The sequence below is a fragment of the Paenirhodobacter sp. genome (assembly GCF_047600745.1).
Lineage (GTDB): Bacteria > Pseudomonadota > Alphaproteobacteria > Rhodobacterales > Rhodobacteraceae > Rhodobacter.
This window is the reverse complement of sequence record NZ_JASGKI010000004.1, coordinates 1-19,649: the sequence shown is the minus strand read 5'-3', so window position 1 is coordinate 19,649 and position 19,649 is coordinate 1. Positions and strand designations below refer to the sequence as shown.

Below are 19,649 nucleotides of genomic sequence, written 5' to 3'. Positions count from 1 at the left end.
TCCATTGCGGCTCCTTCCTAAGGCCCGGGGGGGCCGTTTGCCAATCAAGGTTTTGCGATTTTTTCGGGCAACGTTACGTTCCGGAATGCCCCTGCCGCCGCAAATTCGGTATGCAACGGTATACAAATTTCACGCAGCCCCCTTGAACGACTCCCCCCGATGGGGCATCTAATCAGCAGCGACACCCTACAGCCAAGGGAGGCCACGATGTCCATCGTCACCGGCAAGGACACTGCCAAAACCCGCCGCAAGCTCAGCGTAGGCGGCAAGTCCTATTCCTACTTTTCCATCCCAGCAGCGCAGGAGGCCGGGCTCGGCGACTTCTCGAAGCTGCCCGCCTCGCTGAAGGTCGTGCTGGAGAACCTGCTGCGGTTCGAGGATGGCGGGTTTTCGGTCTCGGTCGATGACATCCGCGCCTTTGGCGAATGGGCGGCGCAGGGTGGCAAGAACCCGCGCGAGATCGCCTATCGCCCGGCCCGCGTGCTGATGCAGGACTTCACCGGCGTTCCGGCGGTGGTGGATCTTGCCGCGATGCGCGACGGGATCAAGGGGCTGGGCGGCGACGCGCAGAAGATCAACCCGCTGGTGCCGGTCGATCTGGTCATCGACCACTCGGTGATGATCGACGATTTCGGCAATCCGCGCGCCTTCCAGCGCAACGTGGATCTGGAATATGAACGGAACATGGAGCGCTATCAGTTCCTGAAATGGGGTCAGGGCGCGTTCCAGAACTTCCGCGTGGTGCCGCCGGGCACCGGCATCTGCCATCAGGTGAACCTCGAATATCTGTCGCAGACGGTCTGGACCGATACCGACCAGACCGGCGAAATGGTCGCCTATCCGGATACGCTGGTGGGCACGGACAGCCACACGACCATGGTCAACGGCCTCGCCGTTCTGGGCTGGGGCGTCGGTGGGATCGAGGCGGAGGCGGCGATGCTGGGCCAGCCGGTGTCGATGCTGATCCCCGAAGTCGTGGGCTTCAAGCTGACCGGGGAGCTGGTCGAGGGCACCACGGGGACCGATCTTGTGCTCAAGGTCGTGCAGATGCTGCGCAAGCATGGCGTGGTGAACAAATTCGTCGAATTCTACGGCCCGGGGCTGGACAAGCTGCCGCTGGCGCAGCGTGCCACCATCGCCAATATGGCGCCGGAATATGGCGCGACCTGCGGCTTCTTCCCGATCGACGCGGAAACCCTGCGCTATCTGCGCCAGACCGGGCGGGACGAAGACCGGATCGCGCTGGTCGAGGAATATGCCAAGGAGAACGGGTTCTGGCGCGGCCCGGATTACGCGCCGATCTATTCCTCGACGCTCGAACTCGACATGGGCACGATCGTTCCCGCGATCTCCGGGCCGAAGCGGCCGCAGGACTATCTGCCGCTGGTCAATGCCGCCGATACGTTCAAGAACGTCGTCGCCTCCTATCGCGGGATCGACATTTCCGCCGATGCCAAGGACATGGCGGACGAAGGCCCGGTCGCGACGAAGCAGATCGAGGTGATCAAGACTGTCCCCGTCGAGGGCAAGGATTACACGATCAACGACGGCTCGGTGGTGATCGCGGCGATCACGTCGTGCACCAACACATCGAACCCCTATGTGCTGATCGGTGCGGGGCTGGTGGCGCGCAAGGCGCGCGCGCTCGGCCTGACGCGGAAGCCCTGGGTGAAGACCTCGCTCGCGCCCGGCTCGCAGGTGGTCGAGGAATATCTGAAGGCCGCGGGGCTACAGGAAGACCTCGACGCGCTCGGCTTCAACATCGCGGGCTTCGGCTGCACCACCTGCATCGGCAACTCCGGCCCGCTGGGCGATCCGGCGATTTCCAAGGCGATCAACGACAACGATCTGGTCGCGACCGCCGTCCTGTCGGGGAACCGCAACTTCGAGGGCCGGATTTCCCCGGATGTCCGGGCGAACTTCCTCGCCTCGCCGCCCTTGGTGGTGGCCTATGCGATCGCGGGGGATCTGAACGTCGACATGGCGAACGCGCCGATCGCGACCACACCCGAGGGCAAGGAGGTCTACCTCAAGGACATCTGGCCGACCGACCACGAGATTGCCGAACTGGTGAACAGGGTGGTGACGCGCGAAGCCTTCCTTGAGAAATACGCCGATGTGTTCAAGGGCGACACCAACTGGCAGGGCGTGAAGGTCGCGGGGGGCGAGACCTACGACTGGCCGCCGACATCGACCTACATCCAGAACCCGCCCTATTTCAAAGGCATGTCGCCAGAGCCGGGGGTGATTTCAGACGTGCGCGATGCGCGCATCCTCGCCGTGCTTGGCGACATGATCACCACCGACCACATCTCCCCCGCCGGGTCGTTCAAGCCGACCACGCCGGCCGGGAAATACCTGACGGAACGGGGCGTCGCGCCAAAGGATTTCAACAGCTACGGCTCGCGCCGCGGCAACCATGAAATCATGATGCGCGGCACCTTCGCCAATATCCGGATCCGGAACGAGATGCTGGACGGTGTGGAAGGCGGCTTCACCAAGGGGCCGGATGGCGAACAGACGACGATCTTCGACGCGTCGATGGAGTATCAGGCGGCGGGCATCCCGCTGGTGATCTTCGGCGGCATCGAATACGGCGCCGGGTCGTCGCGCGACTGGGCGGCGAAGGGCACCTGCCTGCTGGGCGTGAAGGCGGTGATCGCCGAATCGTTTGAACGGATCCACCGGTCCAACCTGATCGGCATGGGCGTCATCCCGTTCGAGTTCACCGGCGGCGAAACCCGCAAGACGCTCGGCCTGAAGGGCGACGAGGTGGTGACGATCGAGGGGCTGGAAGGCGACATCAAACCGCTGTCGCTGGTGCCCTGCACGATCCGCTATGCCGACGGCACGGTGAAGACGATCCAGATCAAGAGCCGGATCGACACCGAGGTCGAGATCGAATACCTCAAGAACGGCGGCGTGCTGCACTACGTCCTGCGCAACCTTGCCAAGTCCTGACCCTGACATGGCGCCTGCGGGCGCCATGCCGGGCGGAGTTTCAAACGGCGCCCCGATCCGGGCGCCGTTTACATCCCGGACACCCGCAGCACGATCTTGCCGATATGGGCCGAGGTTTCCATCCGCGCATGGGCCTGTGCCGCTTCGGTCAGGGCGAATTCGCTGTCATGGATCACCCGCAGGTGCCCCGCCTCCAGCATTGGCCAGACCCGGGCGCGGATCTCCTGCGCGATCGCGGCCTTGGCGGCGTCGGATTGCGGGCGCAGCGTCGAGCCGGTGATCGTCAGGCGGCGCAGCATGATCTGGGCGAAGTTGATCTCGGCCTTCGGGCCTTCGAGGAAGGCGATGAAGACCATCCGCCCGTCATCCGCCAAAGCCCTGATATTGCGGGGGATATAGCTGCCACCCACCATGTCGAGGATCAGGTCCGCCCCGCCTTCGGCGCGCAGCACCTCGACGAAATCCTGTTCGCGGTAGTTGATCGCCGTGGCGCCCAGCCCGGCGATGGCGGCGCATTTGTCGGCATTGCCCGCCGTGGCAAAGACCCGCGCGCCAAGCGCCCGCGCGATCTGGATCGCCGTGGTGCCGATGCCCGACGAGCCGCCATGGACCAGGAACCGCTCTCCGGCCTTCAGCCCGCCGCGCATCACCACATTCGACCAGACGGTGAAGCAGGTTTCCGGCAGGCAGGCGGCATCCTTCAGCGCCAGCCATTTCGGCACCTTGATCACATGCGCCGCCGGACAGACCGCGAATTCGGCATAGCCGCCGCCGGGCAGCAGCGCGCAGACCGGATCGCCCACCATCCAGCCGCTGACCCCCGGCCCCACCGCCGCGATCCAGCCCGAGCATTCCAGCCCCGGCAGGTCCGACGCGCCCAAGGGCGCCTTGTAGGCCCCCGCGCGTTGCAGCGCATCGGGCCGGTTCACCCCGGCATAGGCCACGCGGATCAGCACCTCGCCCTGCGACGGCAGGGGCACGGCGCGCTCCGTCGCGCGCAGGACACCGGGGCCGCCGGGTTCGGAAATCTCGACGGCGGTCATCTGCACCGGCAGGGGCATCTTCATGATAAACGGTCCTTTCAGCGCGTGGTCCGGCCCGGCATCGGGCGCGGTTCGGGGGCATGGATGCGCGACAGCAGACCGGACAGGCCCGGCAGGCCGGTGACCTTGCCCTTGATCTTCTCGAACTGCATCACCTCGCCGATGCGGCGGTCGAGGAACTGCCAGCTGTCGGCGCGGCCCTCGCTCTCGTCCCCCATCCAGTAGAGCACGGTGCCCGAGATCACCCCCGCCAGCGTCAGCCGCTTGGAATACCAGTTGTAGTCGCGCGATGTGTCGCCAAGCGCGGTCCAGACCATATCGGCGCTTTCCCAGACCAGCTTCGCTCCCGTCGCCGCATGCTGCGGCAGCGCGAACAGCGCCGCCGCCCGCCGCACCAGTTCCGGATCGACCAGATCGAGCCGCATCCGCACCGCCGCCGCAACCTTGTCGCGGAATTTCATCTCCGGCCAGTCGGCATCGGCGATCAGCCGCGCCGCCTCCCCGTCCGCCGCGCGGTGATATTCCACCGCCAGATCCACCGCGCCGCGCGGACAGACCAGCCGCGCCACCCCCGGATCCACGCCCAGATCCGCCACCGCCTGCCGGAAGGCGGGCTCGGACCAACCGTCAAAGGGCACATGCGGCGTGATCGCGGCCAGCAGATCGCCCCGCATCCGCGCCACATCCAGATGATCGTTCTTCATGGAAACCCCCGATGGACAAATGTCCGTTGCCCTGCTATATGGCCGCTTCCTGCAAATTGATGCAACTCTAACTTAGGAAGGTGGTGACACCACATGCAGGTCAGCGTTCGCGACAACAACGTCGAACAGGCGCTTCGTGCTCTGAAGAAGAAACTTCAGCGCGAGGGGGTTTTCCGTGAAATGAAGCTCAAGCAACATTTCGAGAAGCCTTCCGTGAAAAAAGCGCGCGAGAAAGCGGAAGCCGTCCGTCGTGCCCGTAAACTGGCACGGAAGAAGGCTCAACGCGAAGGCGCGCTCTAAGCTCCTGGATCGCTGGCGGGGGTGACACCTCGCAACCCGGACCCCCGTGGCATTGCGCCCGGGGGTTTTTGGTTGACCGCGGCCCATCCGGCCCGGCATTCTTTCCGCAGCCCGTTCCCTAGCGCATGATGACCGACTTCGGCCCCGTCTTCCATCTTCTCGGCCTGATCCTGCTGGCGCTTGGCGCCACCATGCTGGCACCGGTCGGCCTGGACTGGGCCGATGGCGCGGAGAACGCGGCCCCGTTCTTTCAGGCCATGCTGGAGACGATGGTGTTCGGCGGCTTCCTGGCGATGGCGAGCCGCGCCGAGGCCCCGCGCCCGCTGACGCTGCGGCAGGCCTATTGCCTGACGGCGGGGATCTGGTTCGTGGTGCCGGCCTTCGCCGCCCTGCCCTTCATCCACGGCGCCCCGGCGGCGAGCTTCACGGACGCCTATTTCGAGGCGGTCTCCGGCATCACCACCACCGGCTATTCCGTCTTTGCCCATATTGACCAGTTGCCGCGCGGCGTGCTGCTGTGGCGGGGCATGCTGAACTGGATGGGGGGGCTCGGCATCGCCTTCGTCGCGATGATCTTCCTGCCGGTGATGCGGATCGGCGGCATGCGCTATTTCCAGACCGAAGGTTTCGACACGCTGGGCAAGGTTCTGCCGCGTGCGCGCGACATCGCGATTTCGCTGCTCGAAGTCTATTCGACCCTGACAGCGCTGTGTTTCCTGGCCTTCACCGCCTGCGGCATGCCGATGTTCGACGCGCTGGTCCATGCGATTTCGGCGATCGCCACCGGCGGTTTCGCCACCCATGACGCCAGTTTCGCGGTCTGGAACCCGGCCACCCAATATGCCGCCATCGTCTTCATGCTGCTGGGGGCGATGCCGTTCATCCGGTTCTTCCAGATGGTGCAGGGCCAGCCCCGCGTGCTGTGGCAGGACAATCAGGTCCGCGCCTTCCTGCGCTGGTATGGCTATGCCTGCGTGCTGGTGATGCTCTACCGGTTCTGGCGCAAATCGCTGCCGGTCGAGCGGATCGCCCGCGAGACGCTGTTCAACCTGGCCTCGGTGATGACCGGCACCGGCTTCGGCTCCGCCCCGATCGAGCAATGGGGCTCCTTCGTGCTGGTCGTCGCCTTCGTCATCGGCACGATCGGCGGTTGTACCAATTCCAGTTCCGCGGCGCTGTCGGTGTTCCGGGTGCAGGTCGTGCTGTCGGTGATGCGCGCGGCGATCCGGCAGTTGCACTCCCCCCACCGGGTGGTTCAGGCGATGTATGACGGCAAGCCGCTTGATGACACGACGCTCGGGCCGCTGATGCAATATGTCACGGCCTATATCCTGACGATGGGGGTGTTTGCCGTGCTGATGTCGATGGATACCGGCAATGACATGACCTCATCGCTGTTCGCGGTCTGGGGGGCGCTCGGCAATATCGGCTTTGCGGTGGGGCCGATGACGCGATCGGGCACGATGGCGGAGTTTTCGGATGCCTCGACCTGGCTGATGACGCTGGCGATGCTGCTCGGGCGGCTCGGCCTGCTGACGATCTTCGTGCTGTTCATGCCGCGGTTCTGGCGCGACTAGACCGGCAGCGCGGTGGTCTTGAACACCGTGCGCAGCGCGAAGGAGCTTTGCATCCCCTGCACACCGGGCAACCGGGCGAGCTTCGCGCGGTGGATGCGGGCGAAATCCTCGGTATCCTCCGCCACGACCTTCAGCAGGTAATCCGCCGACCCCGCCATCAGGTGGCATTCCAGCACATCGGGGATCTTCATCACCTCGCGCTCGAAGGCCTCCAGCACCTCATCCGCCTGCCCCGAGAGGGTGATTTCCACGAAAACCGTCGTCGGACAGCCCAGCTTGCGCGCATCGAGCAGCGCGACATAATCGCGGATATAGCCCTCCTCCTCCAGCCGCTGCACCCGCCGGTGGCAGGCCGAGGCCGAGAGGTTCACCCTTTCGGACAGTTCGGCATTGGAGATCCGCCCCTGTTTTTGCAGGACGGAGAGGATCCGTCGGTCCGTGGCGTCAATGGTCATCAGCGCGCAACATTCTTCGGTGGATGGGCCTTTCCGCCGAAGATACCCCCACGCCCGGCAAGTGCAAGCCGAGGCTTGCACTTCGCCCGCCGCCGGGCGACACAGGGCCAACCGTTCCCTTCCCCCGCGAGGCCGCATGACTACGCCCTGGGGCGCGATCTTCGCGCTATGGTTTGCCGGGCTTTGCGCCGCGGCGCAATTCTCGAAGATCGGCGTCATCTTTCAGGAGGTCGCGATGCTCTGGCCCGATGCCGGGGCGCGGCTCGGGCTGGTGGTGTCGGTCGTCGGCGCGGTCGGAATCGTGTTCGGCACCACGGCGGGGCTTCTGGTGGCGCGGATCGGGGCGCGGCGGCTGATCGTGGGGGCGCTGCTGGCCAGCGCGGCTGTCTCGGTGGTGCAATGCCTCGGCCTGCCGCTGGGCGTGATGATCGCCAGCCGGATCGTCGAAGGGTTCCTGCACCTCGCCATCGTCGTTTCCGGGCCGGTGCTGATCGCGGGGCTGGCGGCGCCAAAGGATCAGGCGGCGGCGATGACGCTGTGGTCCACCTTCTTCGCCATTGCTTTCGCCATCACCGCGCTGCTGGGCCTGCCGCTGGTTCATGCGACGGGCGCGCCCTGGGTTCTGTGGGCGGTCCATGCCGGGTTGATGCTGAGCGCGGCGGCACTGCTGCACCATGTCCTGCCCCGGGCCGAGCCCGGCCCCGTGCCGCCGTTCCGCCCGGGCAACCTGCTCTCCGATCACGTCCGGATCTATACCGATCCGCGCATCGGGGCGCCTTCCATCGGCTTCGTCTTCTACACGATGATCTTCATTGCGATCATGACGCTGGTGCCGGGGCTGGTCGCGCCGCAGTTCCGCGCGCTGACGGCGACGCTGATGCCGCTCGCCTCGATCGTGGCGTCGCTCGGGCTGGGGATGCGGCTGTCGCGGCGGCTGGGTGCGGTGCGCACGGTCGAGATCGGCTATAGCGTCGCCGCCTGTGCCGCGCTGCTCTGGGCGGTGACTTCGGGGATTGCGGAAATCGGCGCGGCCTTCCTGCTTTCGGCGGGGCTCGGCTTCGTGCAGGGCGCGAGCTTTGCCGCCATCCCCGAACTCAACCCCACCGCCGCGGGCCGGGCCGAGGCGGCGGGCGCCATGGCGCAGCTGGGCAATATCGGCACCACGCTCGGCACGCCGCTGCTGGCGCTTCTGGTGCAGACGATGGGGGCAACGGCGATCACGGCCTATGCGGCGCCGCTGTGCCTGTGCGGGATCGCGGTGCATCTGTGGCAGGCACGGCGGCGCGCATTCAACGAAAGCTGACATGCGTTCATGTTGCGTTCACTTATTTCGGTTGGAAACTCGGCCCCCTTCGCCTATCTAGGGAACGTTGTAACCGGGGGCATCCATGGCCGAGCAGAAGTTCATCGAGATCCGCGGCGCGCGGGAACATAACCTCAAGAACATCGACCTGGATATTCCACGCGATCAGTTCACGGTGATCACCGGGCTTTCGGGTTCGGGGAAATCCTCGCTCGCCTTCGACACGATCTATGCCGAGGGGCAGCGGCGCTATGTCGAAAGCCTGTCGGCCTATGCGCGGCAGTTCCTCGACATGATGGGCAAGCCGGATGTGGATCATATCTCCGGCCTCTCGCCCGCGATTTCCATCGAGCAGAAGACGACCTCGAAAAACCCTCGCTCGACCGTCGGCACGGTGACCGAGATCTACGACTATCTGCGGCTGCTGTTTGCCCGCGCGGGCACGCCCTACAGCCCGGCGACCGGCCTGCCGATCGAGGCGCAGCAGGTGCAGGACATGGTGGACCGCGTGATGGCGATGCCCGAGGGCACGCGCGGCTATCTGCTCGCCCCCGTGGTGCGCGACCGCAAGGGTGAATACCGCAAGGAGTTCCTCGAATGGCGCAAGGCCGGGTTCCAGCGGGTGAAGGTCAACGGCACCTTCTACGACCTTGAGGAACCGCCGACGCTCGACAAGAAGTTCCGCCACAACATCGACGTGGTGGTGGACCGGATCGTGGTGCGCGAGGGGCTGGAGACGCGCCTTGCCGACAGCTTCCGCACCGCGCTGGACCTGGCCGATGGCATCGCCTTCTTCGAGACCGCCGTGCCCGAGGGCGAGGAGCCCGAACGCACCACCTTCAGCGAGAAATTCGCCTGTCCGGTCAGTGGGTTTACGATCCCGGAAATCGAACCGCGGCTGTTTTCCTTCAACGCGCCCTTCGGCGCCTGCCCGGTCTGCGACGGGCTGGGGGTCGAGCTGTTCTTCGACGAGCGGCTGGTGGTGCCGGATCAGTCGCTGACGCTGATGACCGGGGCCATCGCGCCCTGGGGCAAATCGAAAAGCCCCTATTTCACCCAGACCGTCGAGGCGATGGCCAAGCACTACGGCTTTGACAAGCGCAAGCCGTGGAAGGATCTGCCCGAGGCGGTGCGCAAGGTGTTCCTCCATGGCTCCGGCACCGAGGAAATCCCGTTCCGGTTCGACGAGGGCGGCCGGGTCTATCAGGTCAGCCGCACCTTTGAGGGCGTGATCCCGAACATGGAGCGGCGCTACCGCGAGACCGAAAGCAACTGGTCGCGCGAGGAAATGGAGCGCTACCAGAACAACCGCCCCTGCGGCGCCTGCCACGGCTACCGGCTGCGGCCCGAAGCGCTGGCCGTGAAGATCGCGGGGCTGCATATCGGCCAGGTGGTGGAAATGTCGATCCGCGACGCCTTTGCCTGGGTCGAGACGGTGCCCGCCAGCCTGACCCATCAGAAGAACGAAATCGCCCGGGCGATTCTGAAGGAGATCCGCGAACGTCTTGGATTCCTTGTGAATGTCGGACTGGATTACCTGACGCTGAGCCGCGCGGCGGGGACGCTTTCGGGGGGCGAGAGCCAGCGGATCCGGTTGGCCTCACAGATCGGGTCGGGGCTGACCGGGGTGCTTTATGTGCTGGATGAACCCTCGATCGGGCTGCATCAGCGCGACAACGACCGATTGTTGCTGACGCTGAAAAACCTGCGCGATCAGGGCAATACCGTGCTGGTGGTCGAGCATGACGAAGATGCGATCCGGCATGCCGATTTCGTCGTGGACATCGGGCCGGGCGCCGGGGTCCATGGCGGGCGCATCATCGCCAAGGGCACGCCCGAGGAGGTCGCCGCCGACCCCGCCAGCCTGACTGGGCAATACCTCGCCGGCACGCGGCGGATCGAGGTTCCGGCCGAGCGGCGCAAGGGCAACGGCAAGAAGCTGACCGTGGTGAAAGCCAGCGGCAACAACCTGAAGAACGTGACGGTGGATTTCCCGCTGGGCAAGTTCGTCTGCGTGACGGGCGTGTCGGGAGGCGGGAAATCGACGCTGACCATCGAGACCCTGTTCAAGACCGCGGCGACGCGGCTGAACGGCGCGCATGAAACCCCCGCGCCCTGCGAAACGATCAAGGGATTCGAGCATCTGGACAAGGTGATCGACATCGACCAACGCCCGATCGGGCGGACACCACGCTCCAACCCCGCAACCTATACCGGGGCCTTCACGCCGATCCGCGACTGGTTCGCCGGTCTGCCTGAGGCGCAGGCGCGCGGCTACAAACCCGGGCGATTCAGCTTCAACGTCAAGGGCGGGCGCTGCGAGGCGTGCCAGGGCGATGGTGTGATCAAGATCGAGATGCACTTCCTGCCCGATGTCTATGTCGAATGCGAGACCTGCAAGGGCAAGCGCTACAACCGCGAGACACTGGAAATCAAGTTCAAGGACAAGAGCATATCCGACGTTCTTGATATGACGGTTGAAGATGCGCAGAGCTTCTTCAAGGCCGTTCCGCCGATCCGGGAAAAGATGGATGCGCTGGTCGAGGTGGGCTTGGGCTATATCAAGGTCGGCCAGCAGGCGACCACCCTTTCAGGCGGCGAGGCGCAGCGGGTGAAGCTGTCGAAGGAACTCAGCCGCCGGGCGACGGGGCGGACGCTGTATATTCTGGACGAACCGACGACGGGGCTGCATTTCGAGGATGTGCGCAAGCTGCTCGAAGTGCTGCATTCGCTGGTCGATCAGGGCAATACGGTGGTGGTGATCGAGCATAACCTCGACGTGATCAAGACGGCGGACTGGATCATCGACATCGGGCCGGAGGGCGGCGAAGGCGGCGGCGAGATCGTCGGCACCGGCACGCCCGAGGAAATCGCCCTGAACCCGCACAGCCACACCGGGCGCTATCTGGCGCCTCTGCTGGGGCTGAAGGCGGCGGCGGAGTAGGGTTACTCCGCCGGGTGATGCGGCTTCTTGCCGTCCCGGGTGGCCAGCCAATAGGCGGCGAGCCCGATGACCAGGCCGCCAACCGGGGTGATGAGCAGGGCGATCACGTCATTCGTCGTCATGGTTCCAGCCTCCTGAGGGCCATCCTCGCCCCATAATGTAGGGCAAAGGATACCAAAAAACAAACCACGCTGACGACGAGCAGGAAAACGGATGGTCCCGCGCCCGAATAGAGGCTTGAAAAGACCGGGGCGAGGCCACCCACGGCAAAGACCGCAATCGCAACCCCGTTCAGATAGGTCGCCGTCAGCTTGGTTTGTTCATTCCGAATCAGGCTCATGCCGCACCGTTCCCCTGCGGCAACCCCGGGGCGCCCGCCGTTCGCGGGGGTGCCGCCGACAGCCGGATTGCGCCTGTGCCGGACCCAAGCCGTTTGAAACGCGCTCCCAAGGGTCGTGCCAACCCACGCCCTGCTTTCCCCCGCGCGACTGATGTCTTCGGCACTGCCATTGCGCTGCCTATTCTCAACCCAGGGCATCGGAACACGCCTTGCGGCCTGACGCAATGCCAGGCGCATGCTGCCACCTGTCTTTGGTTTCGGGCTGGGGGCATGGCGCCCCCGAAAGCGTGATAGTATCACATACAGCAAATCAGCAGGGCCCGGCCATGGCGACCCCCTCCGCGAGGGGCACCCGGCCCGCCACGCACGACTGACAGACAGGACGATCCCATGCAGACCCCGGTCACGATCCTCAACGGCTTCCTTGGCGCCGGGAAGACCACCTTGCTGCAAAGCCTGCTGGTGCAGGCACGCACTCTGCCGCAGGTGCGGCTTGGCGTGATCGTCAACGAGATGAGCACGCTTGACGTCGATGGCGCGGTGCTCGACACATCAGAGGTGATCTCGCGCCGCGACCCGCGTTTCGCCGCAATCCCGGCGGGCAGCATCAGCGGCCCCCGCGGCCTCGCGGCCTTCGCCGCCGCCGTCGAGAAGGTGACCGCAGGCGGTGCCACGCATATCCTGATCGAAACCTCGGGCAGCACCCATCCCTGGCCCCTGCTGGAGGCGATCCGCACCCACGCGGCCCTGCGGCTGCACGGTTTCCTGTCGGTGGTGGATACGCTGGTGCTGGCTCAGGACCATGACCTTGGCCGCGCGATCCTGCCCGCCGCGTCGCAGGCCCTCGCCACAGGGCAACGCGGCATCGCGAACCTGCTTGCCGAACAGATCATGTTCGCAAGCCGCATCCTGCTGTCGAAAATGGACAAGGTGTCCCCCGAGACCCTGCGCGCCGTTGCGCAGGCGGTCCATCCGATCAACCCCTTCGCCGATGTGATGGGCATGCAATGGGGCAACGTGCGGCTGGCCGATGTGCTGGCCCTGCCGCCCTACGACCATGCCCGGGTGGCGATGCTCGGCGCCGAACTGATGGATTGGGACCGGCAGCACGGCACCCGCTCGATGGCCAGCGCCGGGGATTACCGCATCGACAGTCTCGTGATCGAAGACCCGCGCCCGTTCCATCCGCAACGGCTTTGGGACGTGTATACTCATTCCCTCGGCACCGGCATCCACCGCAGCAAGGGCTTCTTCTGGCTGCCGACGCGCGACCGGCTGCAACTGCTGTGGAACCAGACGGCGGGGAGCATCGGGCTTGAAATCGTCAACTACTGGAAGATCGCGCTGCTGGAGGACGACAGCCTGAACCTGCTGCCGGAGGAGCGCGCGGAGATGCGCAGCCGCCTCCGGGGCCTGTCCCCCGACTTCGGCGACCGCCGCTGCCGCCTGACCGTCATCGGCAATCGGGACGAGATCGGGGCCTTCGCCACCGCCCTGCGCGCCTGCTTCTGCACCCCCGGCGAGGTCGCCGCATGGAAGGCCGGAGAGGCTTTCGACGACCCCTGGCCCACGGCCACCGCAACGCTGGGCTGAGACTGGATCAGCCGAAGGGCCTGTCCGGCTTGAACGCCTGCACCACCATGGCCGGGAAGGGTTGCGCCGCCCCCGAAAGCGCGGCGAACCCGGCCCGGATCGCGCTCTCGTCCAGATTGGTGCCGATGATGACCAGCCGGGTGCCCGCCACGCCATTCGGCCAGCCGTCCAGCCGCACGATGGGATACAGCCGGTGACCAACGGCATGGACCAGGGCGGGCGTGGAGGGATCTTCGCGCAGCGCGACCAGCCCCTTGATCCGCAGGAGCCCATTGCCCGGCGTCGCGGTCAGCCGCACGAGGAACAACCGCAATTCGGTCCCGTCCACCGGATCGTCGCGCAGGAGCGGCACCGCCGTGACATTGCCGTGCCGGTTCAGGTCGTGGAAATGCCCGCCATGGTGCGCCCCGGTTTCGGCCGCAAGCCAATCCGCCACCCCCTCGCCCTTGCCGAAGGCGGTGTAGCTACCGGGCGTCAGCAGGCCCGCCGGATCAAAGCCCGGATCGGCCCCGTCATGGATCCGCAGGCCCGGATTGATCGCGCGCAGCCGTGCGGGCCAATCCCCCGCGGACGCGACATCGGTACGGCTCAGCACGACATGATCGGCAAAGGCGATCTGGCGCAGGCTCTCCGGATGGCTGTCGAGCACATCGCCGATCCCCTCGACATCCACCACCGTGATCACACCCGAAAGCCGGAACGCCCGCGCCACCGCATGATCGCGCAGTGACACCGCCGTCATCCCGCCGGGGATCAGGCTGTTGAGGATCGGCGCCGGATCGGCAAGGCCCGTGGTTTCCACGATCACCCGCGAAAACGGCGGCAGGCTGCCGTTCTTGCGCCCGATCAGCAGTTCGTCCAGCGACGAGCGCAGATCGCTGCCCGCCGTGCAGCAGATGCAGCCGGTGGTGGTGACCACGGGCCGCTCCGTCCCTTCGCGGACCAGATCGTGATCCACCGGCACCAGCCCGAATTCGTTGATGATCAGTGCCGTATCATGGAACGCCGGGTTTGCCAGGATCCGGTTCAGCAGCGTCGTCTTTCCCGCGCCCAGAAAGCCGGTGAGAACGAAGACGGGGATCTGGGGTGTCATGGGGAAACTCCTTTGCTACGCCAGTCATATCTGTTTGAGCGCGGTCGGGTGTGGGAAATCAACCCGCATCCCGATCGCCGCCAGCAACGCCCAAGGCGTCCATCTGGCTTGTCGCTCTCGGGATCGCGGATATGGGCGCCGTAATAGTCGAAATCATAGGCCGGGCTCGTCCTTATCACTGCCACCGGCGGCGATGGCGGCGGTCCAGGCGGCAGCGACTGCCGCCTGCGATGGCGCACGGAAGCTCGCCTGCACGCCGTTGCCCCGGGTGGCCGGGCGCCCGTCGAAAGGAAGCTGCACCCAGAACTGCGGCCAATCTTTGCCCGGCTCGGTCCAGAGCGAACCCGCAGGACCGCCGTCATCCTCCGCCGCGCGCCGGATCAGGCCGAGATGCGGCAGAACGGCATCGTAGAAGGCCGTTTGCCGGTCCAAATCGCGCGCGCCGAGGATGATGTGGCTGAACATGGCGTCGCCTCACGCAGGCTCGGTTTCAGGGACAGGCGCCGGCGCGGGCTTGCCTTCGCCTTCCAGCGGCGTTTCCGCCTCGGCGGCGAGCTGCCGGATCGCCTCGGCCAGCGGCACAGCCTGACTGCCTCTCTCGCCCAGACGACGCAACGAAACGGTGCCTTCCGCCGCCTCCTGCGCGCCGATGGCAAGGATCACCGGCACCTTGGCCATCGAATGCCCGCGCACCTTGTAGGCGATGGTTTCGTTGCGCAGATCGGCCTCGGCGCGCAGGCCCGCGGCCCGCAACGCGGCCAGAACCGCGCGCGCCCAAGGTTCCGCTTCCGAGGTGATCGTCGCCACCACCGCCTGCACCGGCGCGAGCCACAGCGGCAGATGCCCGGCGTGATGCTCGATCAGGATGCCGGTGAACCGTTCCAGCGATCCGAACATGGCGCGGTGCAGCAGAACCGGCACCTCGCGCTCGCCACTGGGCGCGACATAGGTGGCGCCGAACCGTTCCGGCAGGTTGAAATCCACCTGAAGCGTGCCGCATTGCCAGTCGCGCCCGATGGCATCGCGCAGCACATATTCGAGCTTCGGGCCATAGAACGCGCCCTCGCCCTCGAAGAGGGTGAAGGGCTGACCCGCGACCCGTAGCGCCTCGCGCAGTGCCTCCTCGGCGCGGTCCCAGGTCTCCTCGGCGCCGATGCGGTTCTCGGGCCGGGTGGAGAGCTTGATGCGGATGTCTTCGAACCCGTAATCGCGGTAGATCGACAGGATCAGGTCGTTGACCTTCACGCATTCCTCGGTCAGCTGATCCACGGTGCAGAAGATATGCGCGTCATCCTGTGTAAAGGAGCGCACCCGCATCAGCCCGTGCAGCGCGCCCGAGGGTTCGTATCGGTGGACCTTGCCGAATTCCGCGATCTTCATCGGCAGGTCGCGGTAGCTGCGGTTTTCGTGCCGATACAGCAGCATGTGGCCGGGGCAGTTCATCGGCTTCAGCGCGAATTCCCGTTCGCCCTCGGTTTTGGTGAGGAACATGTTCTGGCGGTAGTTCTGCCAGTGGCCCGAGGTCTCCCACAAGGCGCGGTCCATGATGTCGGGGGTGTTGACCTCCTCATAGCCGGCGCGGGCCTGTTTTTCGCGCATGTAGCCGATCAGGGTCTGGAACAGCCGCCAGCCCTTCGGGGGCCAGAAGACGGCGCCGGGGGCCTCCTCCTGAAAGTGATAAAAGTCCATCTCGCGGCCCAGGCGGCGGTGGTCGCGCTTTTCGGCCTCGGCCAGCATCTTCAGATGGGCGTCCAGATCGGCCTGCGTCGCGAAGGCCACGCCATAGATGCGCGACAGCATAGCGTTCTTCGCATCGCCCCGCCAATAGGCCCCCGCCACCCGGGTCAGCCGGAAGGCCCCGCCGATCTGGCCGGTGCTGGCCAGATGCGGCCCACGGCAGAGGTCGAGCCATGCGCCCTGCCGGTAGATGCCGATCGGCTGGCCCTCGGGAATCGCGTCGATCAACGCCTCCTTGTAGCCCGCTCTCCGCGCCGCGAAGAAGGTATGGGCCTGATCGCGTGTCCATTCCTCGCGGGTGATCGGGGTGTTGCGGGCGATGATCTCGCGCATCTTCGCCTCGATCCTCGGCAGATCCTCCGGGGTGAAGGGGCGCTCGGCCGCGAAATCGTAGAAAAAACCGTGCTCGATCACCGGGCCGATCGTGGCCTGCGTGCCGGGAAATAGTTCCTGCACTGCCTCCGCCAGAACATGCGCGGCGGAATGGCGGATCAGCTCCAGCGCGCGCGGATCCTCACGGGTCAGAATCTCCACCGACGCATCCCGCGCAATGCCTGCGGACAGGTCCGCAACGCGGCCATCCACAACCATCGCCACCGCCCTCTTGCGCAAAGACGGCGCGATCGACCCCGCCAGATCGGCCCCGCTGACCGGCCCCGCGAAATCCCTGGTGGCCCCGTCAGGCAAAGTAATGTGAACCATCGGCGTCCTCATCGGTTTGAACGGCCGGACCGAAATCCGCCGAACGGGTTACAAAAGGCCCGCGCGCGAAGGGGTCATGCCCCTGCCCCGCAAGCGGCGCATCCTCGACCGGGGCGTCAAGCGCCGCCATATCCGCGTGACAGGCCGCCGTGAAACGTTCAGTGATGGCCGAAATCGGCACACCCGCCGCTGCGTTGATCTTGTCACCCACACCCTAAGTCCGGGCATGGATCACCCGGCCAAAATGCCGCGCCAGCACATCGAAGACCACCGGTCGGGCATTGCCGATGTGGTTGCAGACGGTCGGGCAGGCATACATGCGGACCTTCCCCGGGTTCAGCGGGATGAAGGGCTGCTTCGCGCCGCCCATGCCGTTGGTGAGGGAGAGGCTCATCCGGGATCTTTCCGTGCTTCAGCAGCGGCATCGGGGCGCCGGGATCATGGCACGACTTCCTGCGACAGATAGCCCCCCGGCAGCTCATGCCCGGCAACCTCGACCGAGGTCAGCGCCGCGAACAGATCCTCCAACTCCGGATCGGTGAAGTCGCGCACGATCAGCACCAGCTTCGTGCGCCGGTCCGTGCCCTGCCAGTCGCGCAGCAGCACCGGCGGGTGGAAGATGTGCTGCACCCCGTGGACGACGAAGGGATGGGGCATATCCTCCAGATAAATCAATCCCTTGAACCGCAGGATGTCGCCGCCCCGCCGCGCCATCAGGATCTCCATCCACAGATCGAAGGCGGTGGCCGAGAGCGGCTTGTCGACCACCCAGGACACCGCGCGGATCGCATCGAGGTGCTTTTGCGCCGCAAGGCCGGTCAGATGCGGCTCCGGCACCACTTCCTGTCGCAGCCAGGCCTGCGCCTGCGCCGCCTTCATCGACGGGTCGAAATGGCCCAGGCCGGTCAGCCGCGCGGGATCCACCGCGCCGTTCACCACCGCCAAGACAGGTGCAGCGGTCAGCGCGGCGATCTCCTGCCGCACCGCGTCCTGCGCCTCGGGCAGATCTGTCTTGATCAAGAGGACCAGATCTGCCAGCGCCACCTGCCGCCGGGCCTCCTCATGCTCGCGCAGGCTGGCCAATCCGGTCGCCGCATCGACCGTGACCACCACGCCATCCACCGCGAAACGCTCGGACAGGTCGACGCTGGTCAGCAGCGTGTGCAGGATCGGCGCCGGATCGGCGAGGCCCGTCGTCTCGATCACCACCCGCCCGAACCCCAGTTCATCGCGGCGCGCGTCCAAGTCTATCAGCGTGTCCAGCAGGTCACCCCGCAGCGCGCAGCAGACGCAGCCCGATTGCAGCAGCACCATGGTTTCCGTGGTTGCCACCACCAGCTCATGATCCAGCCCGACCGCACCGAATTCATTCACGATCACCGCCGTGCGGGCAAAATCGGGATGCCGCAGCAGGGTGTTCAGAACCGTGGTCTTGCCGCTGCCCAGAAACCCGGTCAGCAGCGTGATGGGAATGGGCGCGCTCATCCACGCCCCCCTTTCGGCGGCGCGCTCTCCCCCTGACACTCCGCGCAGGTGCCTTGCAATTCGACCACGCGGCGCCCGACGCGGAACCCGAGCGCTTTCGCCCGGCGCGCAAACTCCGCATCCAGTTCGGGGAACTCCACCTCGACCGTGGCACCGCAATGATCGCACAGGCAGGAACGCCCCAAGGTTCCGGTCTTCGGGATGCGACGACGGCAGGAAGGCGTTGCGCGTCTCGATCCGGGTCACGAAACCCTGCTCCTGAAGAAACTCCAACGCGCGATAGGCCGTGGGCGGCGCAACATGTTTCCCGAGGCGGAGTTGCAGCGCCGGATCAGGTCATAGGCCCCGGCGGGCCCGTTGAAGGCCAGCAGCGCCTCGAACGCCACGCGCCGCAGGGGGGTGAAGCGGACACCCCGTTCAGCACAGATCTGCGCGACGCGATCCGCAGTCAGGGGCACTGGCGAAGGCTAATGCAGGTCCGGCATGGGTCAGGTCCAATTCAGGATATGTAATGTTATTACATAAAAACACCTGAACGCAAGCCACCCGGAACATCACAGTTCCGGCAAACGCACCTGACCAGCAAGCATGGCAAAACCCCCTTTCCCTTGCGGCAAAGGGGATTTCGGGTGATGTGAGGACGCCCCACTTTTCCGGATGAACCGGTCAGGTCACGGGCCACCTGTTTCCGGCGCGATCAGACCTTCTCGTAAGCCAGCATGTAAGTCGCCACCTTCACGAACTTCGCCATTTTCGCCATGCCTTCCTTCTGCGCCTCGGCGCCAATGCGTGGCTAATCCGCATCAAGCAGATTTCAGCCCCACATCGACAGAATGCAGAGTTTATGCGCCTCTTTCGGCAGGGTTCGTCATGAAAGGCCCGCGCGGTATCCGGATCCAGCAACGAGTAAACTGATCCTCCCAACGGAATTCAAACCGCGCACGCGACAGCGCATCGTCACGCACCCACACCGCCGGATGGCCCTTCGCCAGATCGGCAGCATGGGCGGCGATCTTGTAGGTGATCACCCGGTTGAGTTCGTCCCAGTCGGCAGCCAGATGTATTTCGGCGTGACATAGCACAGCATGGCAGTCCCGAACCAGCCGATCATCGCCGCGCCGATGCCCGAGGTGATATGGTCATAACCCGGCGCAATATCGGTGGTCAGCAGCCAAAGTATAAAACGGCGCCTCGCCACAGACATCAAGCTGCTTCTCCATATTCTCCTTGATCTTGTGCATCGGCACATGGCCCGGGCCTTCGATGATCACCTGACAGTCTTTCTTCCAGGCAATCTCAAGGTCGATTCACCAGCGTTTCCAGTTCCGCGAATTGCGCGGCATCATTGGCATCGGCGATGGAGCCAGAGTCAGCCCGTCACCCAGGCTGAAGGTCACATCATAGGCCCGCAT

The 19,649-nt window shown here is 65.5% G+C and carries 16 protein-coding genes and 1 pseudogene; 6 read left to right on the top strand and 11 right to left on the bottom strand.

Features of this window, described 5'->3' with window-relative positions:
• Positions 1–207 precede the first annotated feature (207 nt).
• Complete coding sequence (gene acnA / locus QM789_RS08685) at positions 208–2,961, top strand: aconitate hydratase AcnA (RefSeq protein WP_420351526.1); 2,754 nt, start codon at positions 208–210, stop codon at positions 2,959–2,961.
• A 68-nt stretch (positions 2,962–3,029) separates the two neighbouring features.
• Here the strand turns inward: acnA and QM789_RS08680 are convergent, their stop codons facing one another.
• Positions 3,030–4,022 carry an NAD(P)H-quinone oxidoreductase gene (locus tag QM789_RS08680; protein ID WP_420353277.1) on the bottom strand — a complete coding sequence of 331 codons (993 nt, stop codon included), beginning with the start codon at positions 4,020–4,022 and terminating at the stop codon, positions 3,030–3,032.
• A 20-nt stretch (positions 4,023–4,042) separates the two neighbouring features.
• Positions 4,043–4,708 (bottom strand): COQ9 family protein, encoded by a 666-nt coding sequence (locus QM789_RS08675; protein WP_420351525.1) that lies wholly within the window; start codon positions 4,706–4,708, stop codon positions 4,043–4,045.
• A 93-nt stretch (positions 4,709–4,801) separates the two neighbouring features.
• On the opposite strand from QM789_RS08675, the gene rpsU reads away from it, so the two are divergent.
• The gene (gene rpsU / locus QM789_RS08670; RefSeq protein WP_011748553.1) at positions 4,802–5,008 is read left to right on the top strand and encodes a 30S ribosomal protein S21; all 207 of its coding nucleotides are present in this window, start codon (positions 4,802–4,804) and stop codon (positions 5,006–5,008) included.
• Positions 5,009–5,133: 125 nt separating this feature from the next.
• Positions 5,134–6,585: a TrkH family potassium uptake protein gene (locus QM789_RS08665; protein ID WP_420351524.1), complete on the top strand. Its 1,452-nt coding sequence runs from the start codon at positions 5,134–5,136 to the stop codon at positions 6,583–6,585.
• On the opposite strand, the gene QM789_RS08660 is transcribed toward QM789_RS08665, so the two are convergent.
• Entirely contained in the window at positions 6,582–7,040 is a 459-nt protein-coding gene (locus tag QM789_RS08660; RefSeq protein WP_420351523.1) for an Lrp/AsnC family transcriptional regulator, read from the bottom strand. The two genes, QM789_RS08665 and QM789_RS08660, sit on opposite strands and share 4 nt — an antisense overlap.
• 136 nt (positions 7,041–7,176) lie before the next feature.
• Here QM789_RS08660 and QM789_RS08655 point away from each other — a divergent pair, with 136 nt between their 5' ends.
• Together QM789_RS08655 and uvrA are read left to right on the top strand one after the other, a co-directional pair.
• Positions 7,177–8,343, top strand: coding sequence for an MFS transporter (locus QM789_RS08655; RefSeq protein WP_420351522.1), 1,167 nt, complete (start codon positions 7,177–7,179; stop codon positions 8,341–8,343).
• Positions 8,344–8,428: 85 nt separating this feature from the next.
• On the top strand, positions 8,429–11,287 hold the full coding sequence (uvrA, locus tag QM789_RS08650) for an excinuclease ABC subunit UvrA (protein ID WP_420351521.1): 2,859 nt from the start codon (positions 8,429–8,431) through the stop codon (positions 11,285–11,287).
• 118 nt (positions 11,288–11,405) lie between these two features.
• Here the strand turns inward: uvrA and QM789_RS08645 are convergent, their stop codons facing one another.
• Complete coding sequence (locus QM789_RS08645) at positions 11,406–11,627, bottom strand: hypothetical protein (RefSeq protein ID WP_420351520.1); 222 nt, start codon at positions 11,625–11,627, stop codon at positions 11,406–11,408.
• A gap of 390 nt (positions 11,628–12,017) precedes the next feature.
• On the opposite strand from QM789_RS08645, the gene QM789_RS08640 reads away from it, so the two are divergent.
• Positions 12,018–13,220 carry a CobW family GTP-binding protein gene (locus QM789_RS08640; RefSeq protein ID WP_420351519.1) on the top strand — a complete coding sequence of 401 codons (1,203 nt, stop codon included), beginning with the start codon at positions 12,018–12,020 and terminating at the stop codon, positions 13,218–13,220.
• A gap of 7 nt (positions 13,221–13,227) precedes the next feature.
• Here QM789_RS08640 and QM789_RS08635 read toward each other — a convergent pair whose 3' ends face one another.
• The 7 genes and pseudogenes from QM789_RS08635 to QM789_RS08605 form a co-directional block, all read right to left on the bottom strand.
• Entirely contained in the window at positions 13,228–14,313 is a 1,086-nt protein-coding gene (locus QM789_RS08635) for a CobW family GTP-binding protein (RefSeq protein ID WP_420351518.1), read from the bottom strand.
• Positions 14,314–14,466: 153 nt separating this feature from the next.
• Positions 14,467–14,778 (bottom strand): VOC family protein, encoded by a 312-nt coding sequence (locus QM789_RS08630; RefSeq protein WP_420351517.1) that lies wholly within the window; start codon positions 14,776–14,778, stop codon positions 14,467–14,469.
• A 9-nt stretch (positions 14,779–14,787) separates the two neighbouring features.
• The gene (gene thrS, locus QM789_RS08625; protein ID WP_420351516.1) at positions 14,788–16,752 is read right to left on the bottom strand and encodes a threonine--tRNA ligase; all 1,965 of its coding nucleotides are present in this window, start codon (positions 16,750–16,752) and stop codon (positions 14,788–14,790) included.
• Positions 16,730–16,963, bottom strand: coding sequence for a hypothetical protein (locus tag QM789_RS08620; RefSeq protein ID WP_420351515.1), 234 nt, complete (start codon positions 16,961–16,963; stop codon positions 16,730–16,732). The genes thrS and QM789_RS08620 overlap by 23 nt, the downstream gene beginning before the upstream one ends.
• 3 nt (positions 16,964–16,966) lie before the next feature.
• Positions 16,967–17,146 (bottom strand): hypothetical protein, encoded by a 180-nt coding sequence (locus tag QM789_RS08615; protein ID WP_420351514.1) that lies wholly within the window; start codon positions 17,144–17,146, stop codon positions 16,967–16,969.
• Between the two features lie 44 nt (positions 17,147–17,190).
• A complete protein-coding gene (locus tag QM789_RS08610) occupies positions 17,191–18,237 on the bottom strand; it encodes a CobW family GTP-binding protein (RefSeq protein WP_420351513.1) in 1,047 nt (348 codons plus the stop codon).
• Between the two features lie 671 nt (positions 18,238–18,908).
• Positions 18,909–19,649, bottom strand: a pseudogene (locus QM789_RS08605) (phosphomethylpyrimidine synthase ThiC); the annotation flags it as partial.